The following is a 21,470-nucleotide window of genomic DNA, read 5'->3' as shown; positions in this document are numbered from 1 at the left end:
AGTGCGATACATGGCTTGCTCCTTTGGAGTGAATATGCCATATTATATCATGTTAGTAATTTAATTGCGACACAGTCTGAATTACTAATAATTTAAACCAAATCGTTTTCATATCGTGATAAGCAATAAATAACAACAGAAAGGGATGGGGGCGAGCCTGAGGGCGGAAAGATCAAATTCGAAATCTGAAATTCGTCTGCTTAGCGGGAGATGGAAAAGACTGAGGTCTGAAAAAGTCGGAGGACAGAGGTCGGTAAAGGCAGTTGATCAAAGCTTTAATATATACCATAAATCTTTGCAAAATCCGCCTAAGAAAACACAAGATGTAATATGAGTTATTTTGAAATTCGGATTTTGGCTATTATGAATGAATCTAATAGCCAAAATCGGAAAAATCCTGCCTTGTTTTGTCCAATAGAAATGTTGCAATGAAAGAAATAATTCTGAATATTGCATATTGACAACTACTTAAACTTAGGTTATAATCTTTAATATGGCTATTGCAAATAGCCAAAATAGGAGTATTATGGCTAATACGGTAAAAGATATTATCCAAAACCAAAAGAGTGAGCTTGAAGCCTATAAGGATAAGGTTTACGTTGAAAGGGATGGCGTTAACCTGGATTTCAAATCTTCGCTTATCAATGTTGTAATTGGTCCAAGAAGGGCAGGAAAGTCATATTTTTGCATGCATTCTCTTCTAAAACAAGGCAAATTTGGTTACGCAAATTTTGACGATGAAAGCTTGTTTAAAATAGAAAATTATGATGAAATTATTACAGCGATAAAAAGTGTTTATGCGGATCCTAAAATATTGTTTTTTGATGAAATTCAAAATTTGCCGAATTGGGAACTGTTTGTCAATAAACTTCAACGGCGGAATTATAAAATAGTCTTGACGGGAAGTAATGCCAATCTTCTCGGTACGGAATTAGCCACTCATCTGACAGGAAGATATAATTCTGTTTTTGTTTTTCCCTTTGGCCTCAAGGAAATAATTAATGGCCGGAGCTTTACTGAGGCAGAAACACAAGAATATTTGGATCAATTCTTACATAAAGGCGGATACCCTGAACCGGTTTTGTCAGGATTAGATTTAAAAAATTATCTGGGGACTCTGCTTGAGTCAATAATTTATAAGGATATTATTAAAAGATTTAAAATTCGCTACTCAAAAACTATAGAAGAACTGACATATTATCTGCTCTCGAATGTGTCGTCAGAGTATTCTTCGCGAAATATCGCTAAAACTCTGGAAATAAAAAGCAAAAATACTATAGCAAGATATATTGACTATCTTGAGGAAGCTCTTATCCTGTTTACTCTTCCAAAATATTCTTTTAAGGTGAAGGAACAAATTCAGTCAAACAAAAAAATATACTCTTTTGATAACGGTTTTATTGCGGCAAAAGGATTCTCAATCAGTCGCGATTCCGGGAAACTCCTGGAAAATACAATTGCTTCATATTTTAAAAGATGTGAATACGAGAGCATGTTTGAGGTTTTCTTTTGGAAAAGTGAAAACAAGCATGAAGTAGATTTTGTTTTAAAGAAAGCGAATAAAGTAGTTGCATTGATTCAGGTATGCTATGACTTAAGCAATAAGACTGCGGAAGAAAGGGAAATAAAGGGCTTGGTGTGGGCTTCAAAAACTTTAGATTGCGACAACCTTTTTGTTATTAATTTAAATAAATCTGTTGATGTCGAAGCTGAAGCCGGCGGCGTAAAATATAAGATAACATATCTTAAAGCCGGGGACTTGATGAAGGAAGGTTACGAAGGCGTAAATAAATATATTCTAAAAAAATAAGGGCAAAAATTGAAAGATCAGAAATGGGCATAGAGGATTTTGAAAAGGCAGTTAAATGGGGAAGAAAAAGAGGATCTAAATGAAAATAGCAATTGTACATGATTGGCTGACAGGAATGCGGGGCGGGGAGAAGGTTCTAGAGGCGCTTTGTGAACTTTATCCTGATGCTGATATATTTTCATTGATACATATCAAAGGTTCTGTTTCAATAACAATAGAAAGCCATAAAATATTTACTTCTTTTCTCCAACGAATGCCTTTTGTTGAAACTAAATACAGGTATTATCTTCCGTTAATGCCTTTTGCAATTGAGCGGTTTAACCTGGAAGGCTACAATCTTGTAATTTCTTCCAGTCATTGTGTTGCTAAGGGTGTGAAACCGGGAAAAGATGCGGTACATATTTGCTATTGCTATACTCCGATGCGTTATATCTGGGATGTGTATAATGATTATTTTGGTACGGGTAAAGCAGGTTTTCCGGTCAGAGTCGTAATGAGAATAATAAGGCCGTTTTTAAGGAAGTGGGATGTAAAGAGCTCAAAGCGGGTTGACCATTTTATTGCAATCTCAGATTTTATTGCAGGCAGAATAAAAAGAACGTATTCCCGTGATTCTGTTGTGATATATCCTCCGGTTGATACTAATAAGTACAAACCCGAAATTCTAACTTCGAAATTCGAAAAAAATAAGGAGTTTTATCTGGTGGTTTCTGCGTTTGCGCCTTACAAAAGGATTGACATTGCGGTAAAAGCGTTTAATGAGCTTGGATATAAACTGAAAATAGTCGGTAACGGACAGGATGAAAATAGATTAAAGGGAATGGCAAAAAATAATGTAGAGTTTTTGGGTTGGCAAACAGATGACATTATCAAAGAAAATTATATTAACTGTAAAGCCCTTGTTTTTCCCGGAGAAGAAGATTTTGGTATAGTACCGGTGGAAGCAATGGCTTGCGGCACTCCTGTAATTGCTTATAGTAAAGGCGGGGCTTTAGAGACAGTTATTGACGGAAAAACAGGGGTGCTTTTCTTCCCCCAGACAGAAACGGAATTAATAAAGGCAATAAATAAAAGTAGAAATATGAAATTTGATAAAAAAGAGATCATAAAACAGTCTGAAAAATTTTCCAAAGAAAAATTCAAGGAAAGAATATCGGAATATATAGCATTGAAAAGGTTGTAAGATAAAGCCTGATTGATCAGGCAACTACGAGTGTTTCTTAGTAATTCTATGCTATATTGACATTACTATAATAATATACTATAATAGTATAAGAAAGTACTATTATGGAGGGTATATGAGAAAAGGGTTGACAATTACTTTCGATGAAGATGAAAAGAAACAGCTTGAAGCTGTGGCTCATGCTATGTCAAAATCCCAGTCCGGGATTATCAAAGAAGCTGTGCATGAGCTTATAGGAAGATACAAAAGCGGTCCCAAAAATATAAAAGAGGCAACAAAATATATGAAAGGTCTGTTTGCGGATACCGGGATAGATAATGTCCGTGAAGAATCAAATAAAGGGATGAACAGAGGCAGATAGATGCGTGGATGGTCGGAGGCTCAGAGGCTTGGCAAGAAAGAAAAACGGAAAAGATAGGTTTTTTTTAATTGATTGGCAGGGGGAATAAGAAATGAGTACACGGAAAGAAAGAAAATACCTTATTGATACCGATGTTTTGATAAACCAATTAAAGGCAGGAAGCAATAAATTATCTGCGGTAGTAAACGAAACGGAGTATATATACATAAGTGTTATTAATGAATATGAGCTTTTCAGGGGAATACACAATGAAAATCAAATTGCAGCATTGGAAAAAAGTCTTTCATTCTTTGGCAGGATTCAAATAAGTTCTGAAATAGCAAAAAAAGCCGCTGATTACGCAAGGGATAAAAATATTATTAATTCTCTTGGACTTGCTGATATATTAATTGCTGCTACCTGCAATATTCATGGTCTTGTATTGGTAACTGAAAATATCAAGCATTTTCGAATGATTCCGGATATAATAATATATTAACCGTTAATTCTATACAAAAAACATTGATTTTCAATGGGTTTCTAATTATAATGGTACAATGATTGTCTTTATTTTGATACTCATCGATCTGGTTGCGGTTTTATGCTCTTATCAATTAGCCTATCTGGTTAGGACGGGTATATTACCAAAACTTATTACATTTCCCTTTCCTGAACCGCTGCCTTTTGTTCTTGTTAATCCTATCTGGCTGCCATTGCTTTTCCTGTTTTTTTATTGGTTTGAACAGTTATACTCCAGAAAGTACCCTTTTTGGGAGGAAATAAGACAGATCTGCAAAGCTTCTTTGCTGGCCTCTCTTGCCGGTTTTTCTATTGTATCTATAGGGAAATTAAGTGATGAGGTTTCCAGAACTGTTCTGATTTTTACTTTTCTGAACTCTCTCTGGATAGTTCCAATGGCACGGTTGCTGGGAAAACGAGCAGCTTTTGGTATGGGAATAGGGAAAAGAAAAATTATTATAATCGGGGCGGGATTGACCGGAGAACTTTTTCTTAAATCAATACGCAAAGAGAAAACAATAGGCTATGACGTTATAGGCTTTCTTGACGACGACGAGAAAAAAAAGGGGACAGCTGTAAATAATGTAAAAGTTCTGGGAAAAATATCAGAAATAGACAGCTATCTTTCACCAGGAATAGAGGTTGTAGTCGCAATTCCGGGGATGGCCTCTGAAAAAATGGTTCATTTGGTAAACCTGCTGCAAAAGAAAGTTAAAAAAGTTTCTTTTGTCCCGGATCTGTTTGGAATACCGTTTTTACAGAGTGATATGGATTTCTTTTTTGATAACCAGGTTTTACTTTTAAATGTCAGAAATACACTTAAAAGCGAATTTAACAGAGTTGTCAAAAATACATTTGATTTAATCTTAAGTTTGCTTATAATGTCAATCGCTTTACCGTTTATTTTGCTGATTTCAATTCTAATCAGAGTAAATTCCAGGGGCAATCCTATATATGGACATGAAAGAATCGGACATAACGGGAAGAAATTTAAATGTCTGAAATTTAGAACGATGTATTTTGATTCGGATTTGAGGCTTAAAGAACTGCTGGAAAAAGATGAGACAGCGAGGAAGGAGTGGGAAAAGAATTACAAGATTGTAAATGATCCAAGGATAACGAAAATAGGCGGTTTTCTTAGAAAGACGAGTCTGGATGAAATTCCCCAGCTTTTTAATATTTTTATGGGACAGATGAGCCTGGTCGGGCCTCGGCCTGTTTTACAGGAAGAGCTGGACAAGTATTATGGTGAATATAGCGAATATTATTATGATGTCTATCCCGGGCTTACCGGATTATGGCAGGTAAGCGGAAGAAGCGGAGTGGATTACAAGAAACGCGTGAGTTTGGATGTCTGGTATGTCAGTAACTGGTCGTTGTGGTTGGATGTTGTTATACTTATTAGGACAGTAAAGGCGGTGTTTAAGCGAGACGGGGCGTATTAGATGCGCGGAGGCTCAGAGGCGCAGATGTGCGGCTAAAGGTGCGGCTAAAGAGCGGATGTTCAGAGGAGCGGTAAGAGATGAAAAATAGGCTACGGGGGTAGCTGGGTTAAAGATAGATAGGGGGAATGATATAATGAATATGTATAAAGAGCTGGAAATTTGGCAGGAAAGTGTTTCTTTGATTAAAGATGTATACAAAGTTGCAGATTTACTACCGAAAAATGAAGAATATAATTTAAAGCAGCAATTGAAGCGGTCAATAGTATCAGTTGCGTTGAACATCGCAGAGGGAAAAAGCAGGAAAACAGCAAAAGATTTTAGCAACTTTCTTGTAATAGCGAATGGTTCATTATCTGAAGTTGAAGCAATACTGTCTATTTGTGAAGTGCTTGGGTTTATCCAGGAGGATAAATTGTTAAGGGAAAAAATATTTGTACTTGGTAGAAGAATAAATGCTTTACGAAATAAGCTCCAAAGGAGCAATTAGAATGACTGAGCATCCGAGCATCCGAGCATCTGCGCATCAGCGATTTTGGAAAAATCGAAGGGTTTTCCTTTCCGGACATACCGGTTTTAAGGGTTCCTGGCTCACGCTCTGGCTTATTAAAATGGGGGCTAAGGTTACAGGATATGCTCTGAAACCTCCTACTACTCCAAGTTTGTTTGAATTGTTGAAGTTAAAAAAAGATATGAACTCTGTTATTGCGGATATCAGGGATTTGGAACGTGTTAAAAGAGAGATTAAAAATGCAAATCCTGATATTGTTATACATATGGCGGCTCAACCGATTGTCAGAGAGTCATATAGAATTCCGGTAGAGACCTATGAAACAAATGTTATGGGGACAGTTAATGTTTTAGAAGCTGTGCGAAGCTGTAAAAATGTCCGGGTTTTTATTAATGTGACGACTGATAAAGTTTATGAAAATAGAGAGCTCGGAAAGAGTTTTAAAGAGGGAGAGCCTCTTGGGGGGTATGATCCTTATTCAAGCAGTAAAGCGTGTTCGGAGATTGTCACGGCAGCTTATAGATCTTCTTTTTTTAATCCTTTAGAATTTAATAATCATGGAGTAGCAGTTGCCACAGCGCGTGCAGGGAATGTTATTGGCGGCGGGGATTGGGCTTCTGATAGGCTTGTTCCGGATTTTGTCAGGGCGGTTTTATCCGATGGGAAGATAGAGATAAGAAATCCGGGTGCAACACGTCCTTGGCAGCATGTACTGGACCCTCTTAACGGTTATCTGATGATTTGCGAGAGGCTTTACAACAACGGTCCCAAATATGCAGGGGCTTGGAACATTGGTCCGGATTTAAAAGACTGCAAATCTGTAGGGTGGATAGCAGAAAGATTCTGCGAGTTATGGGGTTCGTCAAAGTCATGTTCTATTCAAAAAGGTAAACATCCTCATGAAGCTCATTTTTTAAAATTAGACAACTCAAAAGCAAAAAAACAACTTGGCTGGTATCCGAAATGGGATATTAATGAAGCTATTTCGAGAGTGGTGGAGTGGACGAAAGCTTATGAAGCGGGAATAGATGTAAGGGAAATCTCGGAGAGGCAGATACGAGATTTCGAAGGTCGGAGAGTTGGAAGGTTATAGGGTTTGCTGAAAGGCTGATGATTAGAAGGTTCGAAGATCGGATGGTTAGTTAAGTGATGATGCATTTAGGATTGTTTGTTGTTTTTGCCAAACATCTAAACATCAAACCATCCAAACTTCAAATAGAGAGGGGATTATGGCAAAGATGGATGAGAAAGCATTACGAAAGAGTATAATGAAACTTGTAGGCGAACACTTTAAGTCGTTTCATTCGAAAAGAGCGTTTAAGCCGGGAGATAGGATTCCTTACGGGGGAAGAATATTTAATAAAAAGGAGATTACTAACCTGATTGATGCTTCACTGGATTTTTGGTTGACTACAGGAAAATATTCCCTGGAGTTTGAGGGGAAACTTTCGGAGTACTTAAAGATAAAATATTGTTCTTTGGTCAATTCGGGATCCTCCGCTAATTTGCTGGCTTTTATGGCTTTAACTTCTCCAAAATTAAAAGAAAGGATGATACGGCCGGGGGATGAAGTAATAACAGTCGCGGCGGGTTTTCCCACAACGGTCACACCTATAATTCAATATGGCGCTGTTCCTGTTTTTGTGGATGTTACACTCCCGACGTACAATATTGATTGTTCCCAGCTTGAAAACGCGAAAAGTTCAAAGACAAAAGCAGTAATGCTGGCCCACACTCTCGGAAATCCTTTTAATATTGAAAAAGTAAAGAAATTTTGCGCTAAACATGATCTTTGGCTAATAGAAGATAATTGTGATTCTTTGGGATCAAGATATAAGTTAAACGGGAAATGGCAGCATACCGGGACATTCGGGGATATTGGAACTTCAAGTTTTTATCCTCCCCATCATATGACAATGGGAGAAGGCGGAGCTGTCTATACCGGTGATATTATTTTGAAAAGATTAATTGAATCCTTCAGGGATTGGGGAAAAGATTGTTGGTGTCCGTCAGGCAAGGATAATGTATGTAATAAAAGGTTTAAATGGCAATTGGGCGAACTCCCGTATGGATATGACCATAAATATATCTACTCTCATTTTGGTTATAATTTAAAGGCAACAGATCTGCAAGCTGCGATCGGATGCGCTCAGCTGGAAAAATTGGATGGTTTTACTGCTGCCAGAAAAAGAAACTTTGGCACTTATTCTGAGATATTGAAAGGGCTTGATGATGTTTTTATATTACCTGAAGCTACGGAGAATTCAGACCCGAGTTGGTTCGGTTTTTTACTTACAGTAAGAGAAGGCTCGCGTTTTACAAGAGAAAAAATAGTGAATTTCATTGAGAGCGAAAAGATCCAAACAAGAATGCTTTTTGCGGGTAACATTTTAAAACACCCGTGTTTTGATGATATGAGAAAGAGCGGAAAAGGCTACAGAGTTGTCGGAAGTCTAAAGAATACGGACCTGATTATGAACAATACTTTCTGGCTGGGAGTCTATCCCGGTATTACGGAAAAAATGGCTGTCTACATCGCGAACAAAATCAAAGATTTTATTAGAAAACGGTAGCGAGTAGCGAGTGACGAGTAGCGAAAAGAAAATATAAAGGTCTGGATAACCAGCAAGAACAGAAAAGTTTTCACCCGTAACTCGTAACCCGACACTCGTAACTATATTACCATGGAGGTATATATGAAAAGTATTGAATTTAATAAACTGTTTATTCTTGAAATGGCAAATAATCACATGGGTGATCCGGAACACGGTTTGAATATTATCAGGGAATTTAAAAAAGTAACAGTGAAGTACCCTGAATTTACTTTTGCTTTTAAATTGCAATATAGGGACTTGGATACTTTTATTCATTCGAAATACAAAGGCAATAAAGATATAAAATATGTTAAGAGATTTGAAGAGACCCGGCTTAGTCATTCAGATTTTAAGAAGCTTAAAGATGAAATTATCGGGCAGGGTTTTGTTGCTATTTGTACACCCTTTGATGAGAATTCGGTTAACCTTATTGTTGAACACGGGTACGACATAATAAAAATTGGCAGCTGTTCTTTTACGGACTGGCCATTACTGGAAAAGATAGTAAAAACGGATAAGCCGGTGATCCTTTCAACCGCCGGAGCCGTTCAAAATGATATTGACCGGGTTTTTGCTTTTTTTGACCATCGCGAGAAAAAGTTTGCAATAATGCATTGTGTGGGGGAATATCCGACTGCAAAAGAAAATTTCGAATTAAATCAAATTGCCTTTCTTAAAGCAAGATACCCAAATCTAGTAATTGGTTATTCAACCCATGAACCGCCGGATGATACTGATTCTATTAAAATAGCTGTCGGAGAAGGTGCCGAGGTATTCGAACGTCATGTCGGGTTGAAAACGGAAAAATATTCTATCAATGCCTATTCTTCTACTCCTTTGCAAATAGATAACTGGCTTGCTTCTGCAAAAGAAGCGTATATAATGGCCGGTGTAAAAAACAAGCGGCGGAATATATCTGAGAAAGAAAAAAATGACTTGACCGGCCTTAAAAGAGGTGTTTTTGCAAAGAGCAATATTAAAAAAGGCGAAAAATTAACAAATAATAATATCTATTTTGCAATACCAAACATAGAAGGACAGTTGCTTCCCAGTGAACTTTCGAAATATACTGAGTATACTGTGAAGAATGATATTTCTGCCGATTCTCCGATTATGAGCTCTAATCTGGAAGTTAAAAACCTCAGAGGACGCTTTATGCAAATCGTAAAAAGCATCCGGGATATTTTAATAAAGAGCAATGTCCCGCTTCCGAGTAAATTTGAATTTGAACTATCACACCATTATGGTATAGAGAGCTTTGAGAAGTATGGTGCAACCATAATAAGATGTATTAACCGCGAGTATTGTAAAACTATAATAATAACCCTCCCCGGGCAGACAAATCCCGTTCATTCTCATCAGAAGAAAGAAGAGACTTTTCAGGTGCTTTATGGTGATTTTATTTTAGAGATGAACGGAGAAACAACTGAATATAAAAGAGGAGATATTATTGTGGTCGAACGGGGAGTAAAACACAGTTTTACTTCAAAGACCGGAACTATTTTCGAGGAAGTTTCTACGACACATTATGCATCAGACTCTTTCTATGACGACGAAAAAATAGTAAACAATAAAGATAGAAAGACAGTAATGACTTTTTGGGCAGATTGGATGGAGGATGCGAAATTAAAATGATAAAATTGTCGGATTATGTTATCAAGTTTGTTGAAAGAAATTGTACTAAAGATGTATTTCTTCTTCCCGGGGGAGGATGTATGCACTTGGTTGACTCCCTGGGCAAAAACAAAAAATTGAATAAAATTACGGTTTTGCATGAACAAGCAGCGGCGATTGCGGCGGATGCTGATGCTCAATACTTGCGAAAAATTGGTGCTGTGCTTGTTACTACCGGTCCGGGAGGTACTAACACTATAACCGGTGTTGCTGCATCCTGGATTGACTCTACACCTGTTTTATTCATGTCAGGGCAGGCCAAAAGGCAAGATCTTTTGAAAGGAAGAGGTATCCGTCAGATGGGAGTTCAGGAAGTTGACGTAGTTTCTCTTGTCAAACCTATCACAAAGTATGCGGTTACAATAATGAATCCTAACAGTATCAGATACCATCTAGAAAAAGCTGTTTATCTGGCAAAAACCGGAAGGCAGGGACCGGTCTGGCTGGAAATACCGCTTGATGTGCAGGGAGCGATGATAGATGCTCGGAGGCTCAGAGGCGCGGATGCGCAGCAAAAAAAGAAAGAGGATTTGAAGGTTGGAAGGTTGGATGGTTGGCAAAAGAATATTAAAAGAATAGTTGAGATGATGAAAAATGCGAAGAGACCGGTGATCCTGGCGGGGAACGGAATTAGGGCTGCCGGTGCGGAGAAGGAATTTGTTAAACTTGCAGAGAAACTGAAAATACCTGTGCTTTTGACCTGGAGGGCTTCGGATATTCTTGAAGAAATGCATCCTTTATATTTTGGCAGGCCTGGATCTGTCGGGCAAAGAGCAGCTAACTTCATCCAACAAAATGCTGATTTAATTATAACGATCGGAGCCCGGCTTGATCTGCCACAGACCGCATTTGATCATGGGAACTTTGCAAAAAATGCCAAGAAGATAGTTGTGGATATAGACAAGAATGAAATAAATAAGCTGGGTTTTGAGAAAATTGCGGTGAATATGGATGCGGGGCAATTCATAAAGGCAATCTTAAATCAAATAACTAAGACTAAAGCACTAAATTCTAAACAAAAAAATAAAGAGAAAATATTTAATAAAGAAAAAAAGGAATGGAGAGAATGGTGCAGTGGGATGAGAAATAAATACTCGGTGCCGGATCCGGAGAGTTTGAAGAGTAATAATAAATATATTAATACGTATGCGTTTATTAAAGAGCTTTCTGAGTGTCTGACAGGGAAGGAAGTGATTGTCCCCGGGAGTTCAGGAAGCTGTGCGGAAGTAACTATGCAAACTATAAGAGTTAAAAAAGGGCTAAGAATACTGAACACCCCGGGGTTGGGTTCAATGGGTTTTGGTCTTCCGGCTGGTATTGGGGCGTGTGTTGCAAGCGGGAAGAAAACAATAAGTATTATAGGCGACGGAGGGTTGCAGCATAATATTCAAGAACTGGAGACAGTAAAACGCTTGAATATACCTTTTAAGTTATTTATATTAAATAATAACGGGTATGGTTCCATTAGAATGATGCAGAATAGACATTTTAAAGGCCGACTTGTTTCCTGCGACCCTTCAAGCGGGCTAACACTGCCGAGACTTAAAAAAGTAGCTAAAGCTTATGACATAAAATACATGAAGATAACCAAAAATACAAGTTTGAAATCAGGAATTAAAAAAACATTGAGCGGAAATAAGCCGGTAATATGCGAAGTGTTTGTCGACCCGATGCAGGAAACTATACCCAGAGTCTCTTCAAAAGTAATGCCTGACGGTAAAATTGTATCAATGCCTATGGAGGACTTGTACCCGTTTCTCGATAGACAGGAGTTTAATTCCAATATGATAGCGGTTCCGGAGGCTAAATGAAATATAGATCGTGTCCGGTTTGCGGAAATAGAGATGTAGAGATTCTGCATAAACTAGAATTTAAATTATTAAAAGGTGTTGACCTGCCTGATAATTACGATATAGTTATTTGTAATAGATGTTATTTTGTTTATGCTGATACAAGCGCAACTCAAGCGCAATATGATATATTTTATAGGGATCATAGTATATATGAAAATGGTGTAAGTGTTTCTGATATGGATAAATACAGAATAATCTTTGAGTGTTTACGCAGGAGATTTGACAAAAGTAAAAGTGTTCTGGAAATAGGATTTGCTAATGGCGAGCTTTTGCAGATGCTGAAAAAGGATGGTTATAAATATGTTTACGGATTGGATCCCAGCAAGGCCTGTGTTGATTCTTTGATTAAAAATGGAATCAGTGCGTTTCGGGGCAGTATTAATAATAATTCAGTTAATAAAAAATTTGATGCAATTATTTTATCGCATGTTATGGAGCATATATTGGATATAGCCGCCGCGATGAATAGTATTAAAGATTTATTGGCAGATGGAGGCCAAATATATATTGAAACTCCGGATCTGGAGCAATATAAGGCAAACAGTGTAACTCCGTTTAATTATTTTGATCTGGAACATATTAACCATTTTGGTGTTTATTCTCTTGTGAATCTGGCAATACAGCATGGGTTTAAAGTTTTAGAGAATGGAAGTAAGAAGTGGGCCATAGGAGGAGATAAATTTTATCCTGCTTGCTGGGTATTAGCTTCTTTTCCGAAAATAGAAAAATCTGAAAAATGTCGAGATCTTGTTAAGGTATATGTAAAGGATTGTTTGATTAAAACTTACCCTGAAATAGAAAAATTGATAAAAACACGTGAAGAAATTATTGTGTGGGGAACCGGGAGTTTTGCACAGAGATTGTATATGCAAACCCGCCTGGATAAGTGCAATATTTCAATGTTTGTTGATAACGATAAGAATAAATGGGGTAAGGAATTCGGCGGTAAAATTGTAACGGCTCCGTCAGATATTAAATCAGATAATAAAATATTAATAGCTTCGGTCTATGGATCTCAGGATATCAAAAATCAGATTAGTAAAATGGGGCTGATTAATGAAACTATTATTTTGTCGGAGAAATAAATGAATTTACTTTTAACCGGAGCTACAGGTTTTATCGGAAGGAATATGCATGAAAAGCTGCAGGGCTATACTGTATTTGCGCCCGGATCCTTGGAGCTGAATCTTTTAGATAGAGATAGTTTAGTTGCTTATATCAAAAACAACAGGATAGATGTCATAGTTGATTGCACTTGCTGGAATTCTTATACCAATTCAAGTAAAACTAAAGATATGGTCTTTGTAAATAATGTGAAAATGTTTTTTAATATCTCTTCATGCAGCAGTTTGGTTAAAAAAATAATATACTTTGGCAGCGGCGCCGAATTTGACAGGGATAATTGGAAATCCATGATGGATGAATCATATTTTAGCCTAAGTATCCCGAAAGATGATTATGGTCTGTCCAAATATGTAAATTTTTTGCAGGCCCGTCAGTTTCAGAACATATATAATTTGCGAATATTTGGTGTGTTTGGGCCTTATGAAGATAATAAAAGATTCATTTCTTATTGTATTATCAAAGTACTTCGCAAAGAGGTTATAGAAATTCATCAAAATAGGATATTTGATTACTTGTATGTAGATGATCTGATTACAATTACCGGACAGTTTATTAAAAAAGATTTTAAATATAGGGCGTATAATGTTTGTACCGGGAAGGGGCAGGATTTAATTAAATTGGCTAATAAAGTTATTCAAATAGCGGGTAATAAGGTTAGTGTTAAGGTGTTAAAACCCGGTCTTAACAGAGAATATACCGGGGATAATACTTTGTTATTAAAAGAAATAAAAATGCAATTCGAAAATATTAACAATTCAATAGAAAAACTGGTACAATACTACAAAACTGCAAATATCAGAGTATAGAAAACCGGAGGACTTATGATTAACAGGCCATTGACAAAATTAGAAATAGAAAAAAGAAATCAATTAAAAAAGAATAAACCTTTGGTATTTGAAAAGGTAATGAAATATGATGAGAAACTGGCTAAAGGTGAAAGTATTGCCATTATCCAGTTTCAATATGATTATGCCTGTAACTTTCATTGCCAGCATTGTTCAATCAGCAGCTTCAGGCATAAAAAAGGGGAAAGGTTCTTTAAAATAGACGATGTAAAAGAATTATCCAGACAGGCAGATGAATATGGTTTGGGTCATTTAGATTTGACAGGCGGGGAGCCTTTGGTTTTTAAAGATCTTGACAAGGTAATAGAAGCTATAGATCCTAATAAGTTTTATCTCCAAGTTGATACTAACGGCTGGTTAATGGACGAAGTTGCCGCTAAACATTTAAAAAGTATTGGTGTTGACAAGATACAATTAAGTCTGGATAATTTAAACGGGGCGGAGCATGATGATTTTAGAAAGAAACCTGGTTCTTTTGATAAAGCAATCCGTTCCATTGATGCAATAAAAAGTGCAGGCCTGAATATGCAGCTGGCTACAGTGGTGACTCATCAAAGGGTTCATTCTGACGAGTTTATTCAATTTTTGGAGTTTGCCGGAAAAAAGGAATGTGCCGTGTCTGTTGTGTTCCCAAAGCTTGTCGGAGAGTGGGAAGGGCGTACGGATTTAGCAATAACCGGGGAAGATATCGCATATATACATGAACTTAGTTCAAAGTATCATGTCTATGATCACCTCAGTCCAAAGTACGGGCAGGATCTTGGCTGTCTTGCTGTTAAAGGTATGATCTCTATAACTAAATGGGGGGATGTGCTTCCTTGTCCATGGATGTATTTTTCTCTTGGCAATTTCTTTAAAGAGCCGCTTAAAGATATATTGAAAAAGGGTATGAAATATTTTTCTAAAAACGAGAGAAAGTGCTTAGTGTCTGAAGATAAGGATTTTATAGAAAAGTATATTTCTAAAACATATGGAAAAGATTTACCTGTGAAAATAGAGGAGATAATGGGTTCGAGATGAACCGGAGTATATTTAAATTTTTAAAAAAATAAGGAAAAAAACTTAAAAGGGAGCGTGCTATGAAGCTGATAAGTATTGTAACTCCTTGTTATAACGAAGAAGAAAATGTACGGGAAGTTAACAGACAAGTAAAAGAAGTGTTCGAAAGGCTTCCCGGGTATACTTTTGAACATATATTTATTGACAATGCTTCAACGGATAAAACTGTGCAAGTATTAAGAGAGATGGCCGCTGAAGATAAAAAGGTGAAAGTAATAGTAAATTCAAGGAATTTTGGACATATACGTTCACCGTTTCATGCTTTTTTGCAGACCAAGGGTGATGCTGCAACTATTCTGGCTGCTGATCTTCAAGAACCGCCTGTTTTGATATATGATTTTATTAAAAAATGGGAGGCAGGCTATAAAATTGTCATAGCAATTAAAAGAAAAAGTGCCGAAAATAAATTGATGTTTTTTTTAAGAAGAATGTATTATAAGCTTGTCAAGAAAATGGCAGATATAGAACTTGTACAGAATTTTGGAGGATACGGGTTGTATGACAGGAAGGTTATTGAAATACTGAGAGAGGTTAACGACCCTTACCCGTATTTCAGGGGATTGATCTGCGAAATAGGGTTTGAAAGAGCAGAAATAGAATTCGACCTGGCTGTCAGAAAAAAAGGTAAAACCAAAAACAATATTTATACTCTCTTTGACATGGCGATGTTGGGCATTACAAGTCATTCAAAAGTCCCTCTAAGACTTGCCACGATGATGGGGTTTTTTGGCGCAACTATAAGTATACTTATTGCTGCCGGATATTTTGTGTATAAACTGATATTTTGGGATAGTTTCACTGTTGGTATAGCCCCGCTTGTAATTGGTCTTTTCTTCTTTGGGGCCGTACAGCTTTTTTTTATAGGAATACTTGGAGAGTATATAGGAGCTATATTCACTCACGTACAAAAACGTATGCTCGTTGTTGAAAAAGAAAGAATAAATTTTGAAGAAGGAAAATAGGCAAAGCTGTAATATTGATATTTAATCATGAGAGCAATAGGAGTGAAGATGTCCGGATTTAGGAATATTATTTCTTCAGTAAGAAGTTTTTTAAAAGAACATATGTGGTCTTTTATGCTCTTCCTGTTAATAGGATTTTTATTCATTATTATTGTTCAGCAGCCGGGCAGGCAGCTTTTTGGGCATGATGTAGCTTTGCAGGGCGATGGAATACCCTTTATGGAAGATGTTATAAGCAAAGGAAGACTGCCTTATTGGAATCCTTATATTAATGCAGGGATGCCTCATATGGCTTCAATGAATGCCAATATTGTATTTTTTCCGACTACCCTGATTATACTTTTACTCGGTTTACCTGTTCATTTATACTTTCTTTATGATTGTTTTACCGGAATAGTCCTTGCCGGTATTTTTATGTATCTTTTTATTCGCGGTATGAATTTTTCTAAATTAACCTCCTGTATCTCCGGAGTATTCTTTATAGCCTGCGGCAGCTTTTTTTCTTATATTAATCCCGGACATGCCGTTATTATGATTGCATTAGCTTTTCTTCCTATAATATTTTACTTTATTAAAAAGGGAGTAGAAGAGAATAAGTTTATTTATTATCTGCTTGCCGGATTTATGCTGGGTCTTCAATCCCTGGTTTGCATGTATCAGGTTACTTTTTATACAGCCGCATGCATGACTGCATATTTTCTTTTTCTTTTTATAACAGAGAAAAAAAAACCGAAGCACCTCTTATATTATTTTGCGACTGCAGTAACAACCGTATTTGCCGCAGCAATCCAGCTTTTTCAGTCCTACTATTTCCTTAAATTTACTTTTAGAGCAGGTGTTAATTATGAATTTTTTACCTCCTGGTCATTTCATCCTTTGGAGACTATTGTTTATATTTATCCGAAATTTTTTGGATTTCTTGAATCGACCTATTGGGGAAAAAGTCAATTCTGGCTGCATAATGACTACCTCGGCATAATTCCTTGGATCTTTGTTTTTGCTGCAATATATTTTGTATTTAAAGATAAACGTGTTAAATTCTTCCTCTTTATGGCAATAAGTACCTTGATTTTGGCTTTTGGAGGTTTTACTCCTCTTTATAAATTGCTTTTTAAAATTCCGGTAATAAATGGTTTCAGGAACTCAACGCGGTGGCTGGGATTTTTTGCTTTTTCTATTATTACTCTGGCAGCTTTCGGTTTTGAGTATATAAAAGAATATTTTAAGGTTAAAAAGGAAGAGCAAAATAGTAATAAGATGCGTGTATTTTTTCGCGTGCTGATGGTTATACTTATAGTATTCCTGAGTGTATATATATTATTCTCTTCAAACCAGTCCTCAATGGTAAATGATCTAAAAGGACTTGAGCAATTCAATAAACGGTTTCCTCCTCCGAATCTTGATTATGTGGCTCAAATTCTTTATCAGATGATAAAAGATGATATGTTCCTCTTTGTCGTGTATTTTTCTATCGGGATGTCTCTTATCTATCTTATGGTTAAAGGTAAGCTGGGGAAGGGATTGTTCTTTGCAGGGTGTTTGCTGATGGTATTTTTGGATAATGGAATACGTTTTATGGCTCCAAGAACCTTCAATGTTGCAGGAAGTGAATATAAGGTTCAATGTGTAAAAACAGAACCGGCAAATCAGGAAGATCCGAGAAAAACGGATATTCATAATTTCTTGAAAAATGATAATTCCCTTTATCGGGTGATGCCTGTAGGTGATTTGTTTACCAAAAATTGGTTTGTTTCCGAAAAAATTCAAAGTTGCGGAGGATATCACAGCGCTCCGCTTGAAAATTATACTATAGTGCAGAATAAAGGATTATTAAATGATTTCAGATTCCTCAGTTTACTTAATGTGAAATATGTCATCTCTGATAATCAAATAGCTCATCCATACCTCCGGCTTGTAAATGACGGTAAAGTGAAAATCCACCAAAACATTTCAATATTGCCCCGGGCATTCCTATATTCTCAAGCTGTTGTGCTTGAAAAAGAAAAAATGTTTGCTAAAATGCTGGAACAATCTTTTGAACCTCAAAAAGCTATAATGCTCAATGAAAGCATTCCGGAAACTCTTGATAATGTGAAATACGACGGGAAAGAAGCCGTTATAACAAAATATGAAGAAAATAAGATAGATTTAGAAGTTGAAAGTTCAGGAAATTCAATGCTCTTTATTAGTGAGGTTTATTATCCTGAGTGGAAAGCTTATGTTGACGGGAAGGAGACAAAGATTTACCAGGCTTTTGGACTTTTCAGGTCGATATATCTGCCAAAAGGCAAACATAATGTTGAGTTCAGATGGGATGCGAAGATATTCTATATAGGTGCGAGTGTTTCACTTTTTATTGCTTTCCTGATAATATTTTATGGTTCATTACTCTTAAAAAAAGAAAAAAGAGAGGAGAAGGGTTCTTAAGTTTTTGATTTTGTATCGTCTTTAATCCTATTGGAAATGAATGTGGTAATTCTTTTGACAAAAAAGTATATTAATGCTAAAATTTAGATGAACTTTTTCAATAGACATGTTACCGTGTAAATGAATAACTTGATTGAAATGGAGGAACTTTATGAAAAAGCTTCTGCATCTTCTTGCTCTGTTAATTCTCCTTCCTGCGGTATCTTATGCATTATATGACGATTTTTCCGGGTATGAAAGTTATTATGAAGTGATAGATAATTGTGTGAGCTTAGCACCGCATTCTGTGAGTTGGGTGTCTGATACAACACTTACTGGGGCTGCAAATCTTGCAATCGGTACAGGGGCGACGACTGTAACATCTCTGCAATTTGATAAAAATAATTTAAGGTCGAACGTGACCATAAATGGCAATGGAATTTATCCTTCGGCGTCATTAAATCAAAGGAATATCACAGGGATGAATGATGGTTATGTCACATGTCTGCTCAGCGTCCCGACGATAACAGGTAGTATTTCCCCGGTATCAATTGAATTGACTTCTTCGGCAGTTATAACCATTGGAAGTAAGCTTACAGGTTCGATCAATATCACAATTGATACGGCTACAACGGGATTTACTTATTTAAAATCTTCAGCAATGTCAATATCGGGATCTGCTTTTGATTATTCGAGTATACAGTCTGCCAGTATAAAAATTACGGCACCTCAGCTTACAACATTTTTTGGTGCGCAGATTTCGAATATCCGTGTTATTTCTAACAGGAATACTACAGGAGGGGTCTGGAATGAAGGAAGCGGAATCTGGGAGATCTTTAAAGTTAATTCTGATACTGTATATTCTCAACTCGAATCTTCCGGCTCAAATTCGTCCAATCCTCAGTTATTTACTAAGTCCCAGTACAAGGATTTTGTTTACAGTGCAAAGTTCAAGGTAGTAAATGATACGAATGCTTATAATGATGCGAGTCTTATTTTCAGATATATCAGCGGTAATTACTATAAATTTGTTGTGACAAAATCAGGAAGTAATGCCGTGTTGAAAATAAAGAAAAACAATACTGATACTTCGACTTTAACTATTACAAGCACAGCTGTTTTTGATGCTGATACATCGGGGACGGTATTAACCGGTAATTCTTTCTGGTTAAAAGCAGAGGTAAATGGCAGTAATATTAAAACTTATTATGCGACGAATACGACTCCCTTGACATGGGTCCCCGGACCAATCGTTTCTGATCTTACAAATCCTGTTTTGAGCGGGTACGTCGGTGTTTGTTGCGACAAGAAATACATTATCGATAATGTAGAAGTGCTTCCTGCGCCGACATCACCTAATGCTAATGGCGGGGATAGTGTAGTGAAAATCAACTGGACAGTGGGTTATTCTTATGCTGGTGAGATAGCAGGCTATAATATTTATAGAAGTACTACCGCCGGAACTTACGGTGCTACTCCATATGCTTCTACAACAGGTACAAGCTACAATGATACGAATGTTGTAAACGGTAATTCATATTATTATAAGATCACGTCGGTTATTTCTACGAAAACATCTACGGGAACGTTAACGACTGATGAATTGCCTCTGGCATTTGCTGCTGAGCTTAATGCAAATCCGCATCCCGGAGTTAAAGTTTTAAATAATCCTTTTATGCCCAATAGTGCAAATAGTGCGGCAAATAAAATACAATTTACGGTGTATAATCCTTCAGGTGCTGCGACAGAGTTAAAAGTTTATCAGCCTACCGGAGTACTGGTGAGAACTATTCCCGGCGCGGATACAATAATTTATTGGGATGGGACAAATAACGGCGGAAGCATAGTTGAGGGCGGTATTTATATGTGGCAGATTACGGTTGATAATACATTAGCCGGAAGCGGCACTATGGTTCTTGCAAAGTAAATACGAGAGCTTAAATAAAAATAAATCCGAAGCACGAAATAAGTATAAACTGAAAAAGAGAATTGAAAAGAGAAAAAGATAAGGCATAGCAAGGTCTGTTTTGTCGCAAGTTTTAAATTTAGAATTTCGAATTTGCTTTATACTGGGGGCTTTATGAAGAAAATATTTATTGCATTCCTTGTTTTTACGTCCTGCTTTTACGGCGCTTTTTATGATATGGGAGCGGGGGCCCGGTCAATAGGGCTTGGAGGTAGTTTTGCCGGTATTGCGGATGATTCAAATGCGATGTACTATAATATATCAGGCATAGGACAGATGAAAGAGATGAGTTTTACGGCAACCTATAGTTCTTATTTTGCAGAGTTTTATGAAGGATATGCTGCTTTTGTTGTTCCAATTTATAAAAAGGGAGCAATAGGTATCGGCTGGACTGATACAATTGCCCCTTATTACAATGAGAATATTATAACCCTTGGTTATTCTTACCCATTAGCAAAGAATTCTTACATCGGAGCCGGTGTGAGATTTTTTATGAAAGGCTATTCTCCCGATGTTTCTACCCCTTCATATTCAGAGTTCACAACAATGAACGCTTCAGGGTTTGGTCTGTGTTTAAGCGGGTTTACAAAATTAGGAGATGCTATGGCTGTGGGTGTGTCTCTGGAAAACTTGAATCAGCCGGATGTCTCAATAAAATATCAGGATACTGTAGCAGCTGTATACAGGATGGGAGTTTCTTATAAGATTATGAAAGATTTGTCGGCTGCAGTACAGGGTGATATGAGGAACGGAGAAATTAAAGCCTCTGTTGGTTCAGAATACTTTATTAATGCGAAGTTTTTTGAATCGTTTGGTTTAGGTGATTCAAGTATCGCTGTCAGGGCAGGTTATGTCAGGGGTACAAAAAGTCTTTCAAATATTTCTGCGGGTTTCAGTCTCCTGTTTCCTTCTAAACTTCTTGACTTGAGGTTGGATTATTCTTTTACTTTACCTATAGGCTATGTTGATGGAGTAAATTCGCACAGGATTACTGTTAATCTTTCAGAACCAAAGCCTTTACACGCTATTTAATTTTGACAGTAAAGTCGGTGTTTTTTTATTTTTTACTGCCAGCTTTTCTTTTTAGAGAAATATGACCTTTCTGAATTATGTATGTTTTCCTTGGGCAATTACCGTAAAATGCATAATAAGCGGCGTGGTTAATTACTTTAAAATAGAAT

Annotated in this window: 18 protein-coding genes; all 18 read left to right on the top strand. The window is 36.8% G+C overall.

Annotated features, from left to right (window positions below):
• Positions 1-145 precede the first annotated feature (145 nt).
• The 18 genes from A2536_11715 (at position 146) to A2536_11630 (ending at position 21,321) form a co-directional block, all read left to right on the top strand.
• Entirely contained in the window at positions 146-334 is a 189-nt protein-coding gene (locus A2536_11715) for a hypothetical protein (GenBank protein ID OGF48062.1), read from the top strand.
• 192 nt (positions 335-526) lie between these two features.
• Positions 527-1,810 carry a hypothetical protein gene (locus A2536_11710; GenBank protein OGF48061.1) on the top strand — a complete coding sequence of 428 codons (1,284 nt, stop codon included), beginning with the start codon at positions 527-529 and terminating at the stop codon, positions 1,808-1,810.
• Between the two features lie 115 nt (positions 1,811-1,925).
• Positions 1,926-2,993, top strand: a complete 1,068-nt coding sequence (locus A2536_11705; protein ID OGF48066.1) for a hypothetical protein — start codon at positions 1,926-1,928, stop codon at positions 2,991-2,993.
• A 115-nt stretch (positions 2,994-3,108) separates the two neighbouring features.
• The gene (locus A2536_11700; protein ID OGF48060.1) at positions 3,109-3,354 is read left to right on the top strand and encodes a hypothetical protein; all 246 of its coding nucleotides are present in this window, start codon (positions 3,109-3,111) and stop codon (positions 3,352-3,354) included.
• 91 nt (positions 3,355-3,445) lie between these two features.
• Positions 3,446-3,832, top strand: a complete 387-nt coding sequence (locus A2536_11695) for a hypothetical protein (protein OGF48059.1) — start codon at positions 3,446-3,448, stop codon at positions 3,830-3,832.
• 58 nt (positions 3,833-3,890) lie between these two features.
• A complete protein-coding gene (locus A2536_11690; GenBank protein ID OGF48058.1) occupies positions 3,891-5,297 on the top strand; it encodes a hypothetical protein in 1,407 nt (468 codons plus the stop codon).
• A gap of 133 nt (positions 5,298-5,430) precedes the next feature.
• Positions 5,431-5,784, top strand: a complete 354-nt coding sequence (locus A2536_11685) for a hypothetical protein (GenBank protein ID OGF48057.1) — start codon at positions 5,431-5,433, stop codon at positions 5,782-5,784.
• A gap of 1 nt (position 5,785) precedes the next feature.
• Positions 5,786-6,898: a CDP-glucose 4,6-dehydratase gene (locus tag A2536_11680; protein ID OGF48056.1), complete on the top strand. Its 1,113-nt coding sequence runs from the start codon at positions 5,786-5,788 to the stop codon at positions 6,896-6,898.
• A 136-nt stretch (positions 6,899-7,034) separates the two neighbouring features.
• On the top strand, positions 7,035-8,378 hold the full coding sequence (locus A2536_11675; GenBank protein ID OGF48055.1) for a lipopolysaccharide biosynthesis protein RfbH: 1,344 nt from the start codon (positions 7,035-7,037) through the stop codon (positions 8,376-8,378).
• Positions 8,379-8,501: 123 nt separating this feature from the next.
• Positions 8,502-10,034, top strand: a complete 1,533-nt coding sequence (locus A2536_11670; protein ID OGF48054.1) for a spore coat protein — start codon at positions 8,502-8,504, stop codon at positions 10,032-10,034.
• Positions 10,031-11,884 (top strand): hypothetical protein, encoded by a 1,854-nt coding sequence (locus A2536_11665; protein ID OGF48053.1) that lies wholly within the window; start codon positions 10,031-10,033, stop codon positions 11,882-11,884. The genes A2536_11670 and A2536_11665 overlap by 4 nt, the downstream gene beginning before the upstream one ends.
• Complete coding sequence (locus A2536_11660; protein ID OGF48052.1) at positions 11,881-13,011, top strand: hypothetical protein; 1,131 nt, start codon at positions 11,881-11,883, stop codon at positions 13,009-13,011. Before A2536_11665 ends, A2536_11660 begins: the two co-directional genes overlap by 4 nt.
• A complete protein-coding gene (locus A2536_11655) occupies positions 13,012-13,857 on the top strand; it encodes a hypothetical protein (GenBank protein OGF48051.1) in 846 nt (281 codons plus the stop codon).
• A 99-nt stretch (positions 13,858-13,956) separates the two neighbouring features.
• Positions 13,957-14,916 carry a hypothetical protein gene (locus A2536_11650; GenBank protein ID OGF48065.1) on the top strand — a complete coding sequence of 320 codons (960 nt, stop codon included), beginning with the start codon at positions 13,957-13,959 and terminating at the stop codon, positions 14,914-14,916.
• 59 nt (positions 14,917-14,975) lie between these two features.
• Positions 14,976-15,917, top strand: coding sequence for a dolichol monophosphate mannose synthase (locus tag A2536_11645; GenBank protein ID OGF48050.1), 942 nt, complete (start codon positions 14,976-14,978; stop codon positions 15,915-15,917).
• A gap of 48 nt (positions 15,918-15,965) precedes the next feature.
• Entirely contained in the window at positions 15,966-18,344 is a 2,379-nt protein-coding gene (locus tag A2536_11640) for a hypothetical protein (GenBank protein ID OGF48049.1), read from the top strand.
• Between the two features lie 151 nt (positions 18,345-18,495).
• Positions 18,496-20,250: a hypothetical protein gene (locus A2536_11635; protein OGF48048.1), complete on the top strand. Its 1,755-nt coding sequence runs from the start codon at positions 18,496-18,498 to the stop codon at positions 20,248-20,250.
• A 153-nt stretch (positions 20,251-20,403) separates the two neighbouring features.
• Positions 20,404-21,321, top strand: coding sequence for a hypothetical protein (locus A2536_11630; GenBank protein OGF48047.1), 918 nt, complete (start codon positions 20,404-20,406; stop codon positions 21,319-21,321).
• Positions 21,322-21,470 lie beyond the last annotated feature (149 nt).

Source organism: Candidatus Firestonebacteria bacterium RIFOXYD2_FULL_39_29 (genome assembly GCA_001778375.1).
Classification (GTDB): domain Bacteria; phylum Oederibacteriota; class D2-FULL-39-29; order D2-FULL-39-29; family D2-FULL-39-29; genus D2-FULL-39-29.
Note: the sequence above shows the minus strand (reverse complement) of the source record. Positions and strands in the feature narration are given on the sequence as shown.

Excerpts from the sequence above, each read along its gene's own strand:
- A2536_11645 (OGF48050.1), top strand. The coding sequence starts at position 14,976 with ATGAAGCTGATAAGTATTGTAACTCCTTGTTATAACGAAGAAGAAAAT.
- A2536_11655 (OGF48051.1), top strand. The coding sequence starts at position 13,012 with ATGAATTTACTTTTAACCGGAGCTACAGGTTTTATCGGAAGGAATATG.
- A2536_11710 (OGF48061.1), top strand. The coding sequence starts at position 527 with ATGGCTAATACGGTAAAAGATATTATCCAAAACCAAAAGAGTGAGCTT.
- A2536_11685 (OGF48057.1), top strand. The coding sequence starts at position 5,431 with ATGAATATGTATAAAGAGCTGGAAATTTGGCAGGAAAGTGTTTCTTTG.
- A2536_11700 (OGF48060.1), top strand. The coding sequence starts at position 3,109 with ATGAGAAAAGGGTTGACAATTACTTTCGATGAAGATGAAAAGAAACAG.
- A2536_11680 (OGF48056.1), top strand. The coding sequence starts at position 5,786 with ATGACTGAGCATCCGAGCATCCGAGCATCTGCGCATCAGCGATTTTGG.
- A2536_11715 (OGF48062.1), top strand. The coding sequence starts at position 146 with ATGGGGGCGAGCCTGAGGGCGGAAAGATCAAATTCGAAATCTGAAATT.
- A2536_11675 (OGF48055.1), top strand. The coding sequence starts at position 7,035 with ATGGCAAAGATGGATGAGAAAGCATTACGAAAGAGTATAATGAAACTT.
- A2536_11705 (OGF48066.1), top strand. The coding sequence starts at position 1,926 with ATGCGGGGCGGGGAGAAGGTTCTAGAGGCGCTTTGTGAACTTTATCCT.
- A2536_11665 (OGF48053.1), top strand. The coding sequence starts at position 10,031 with ATGATAAAATTGTCGGATTATGTTATCAAGTTTGTTGAAAGAAATTGT.
- A2536_11695 (OGF48059.1), top strand. The coding sequence starts at position 3,446 with ATGAGTACACGGAAAGAAAGAAAATACCTTATTGATACCGATGTTTTG.
- A2536_11690 (OGF48058.1), top strand. The coding sequence starts at position 3,891 with ATGATTGTCTTTATTTTGATACTCATCGATCTGGTTGCGGTTTTATGC.
- A2536_11630 (OGF48047.1), top strand. The coding sequence starts at position 20,404 with ATGAAGAAAATATTTATTGCATTCCTTGTTTTTACGTCCTGCTTTTAC.
- A2536_11635 (OGF48048.1), top strand. The coding sequence starts at position 18,496 with ATGAAAAAGCTTCTGCATCTTCTTGCTCTGTTAATTCTCCTTCCTGCG.
- A2536_11660 (OGF48052.1), top strand. The coding sequence starts at position 11,881 with ATGAAATATAGATCGTGTCCGGTTTGCGGAAATAGAGATGTAGAGATT.
- A2536_11640 (OGF48049.1), top strand. The coding sequence starts at position 15,966 with ATGTCCGGATTTAGGAATATTATTTCTTCAGTAAGAAGTTTTTTAAAA.
- A2536_11670 (OGF48054.1), top strand. The coding sequence starts at position 8,502 with ATGAAAAGTATTGAATTTAATAAACTGTTTATTCTTGAAATGGCAAAT.
- A2536_11650 (OGF48065.1), top strand. The coding sequence starts at position 13,957 with ATGAAATATGATGAGAAACTGGCTAAAGGTGAAAGTATTGCCATTATC.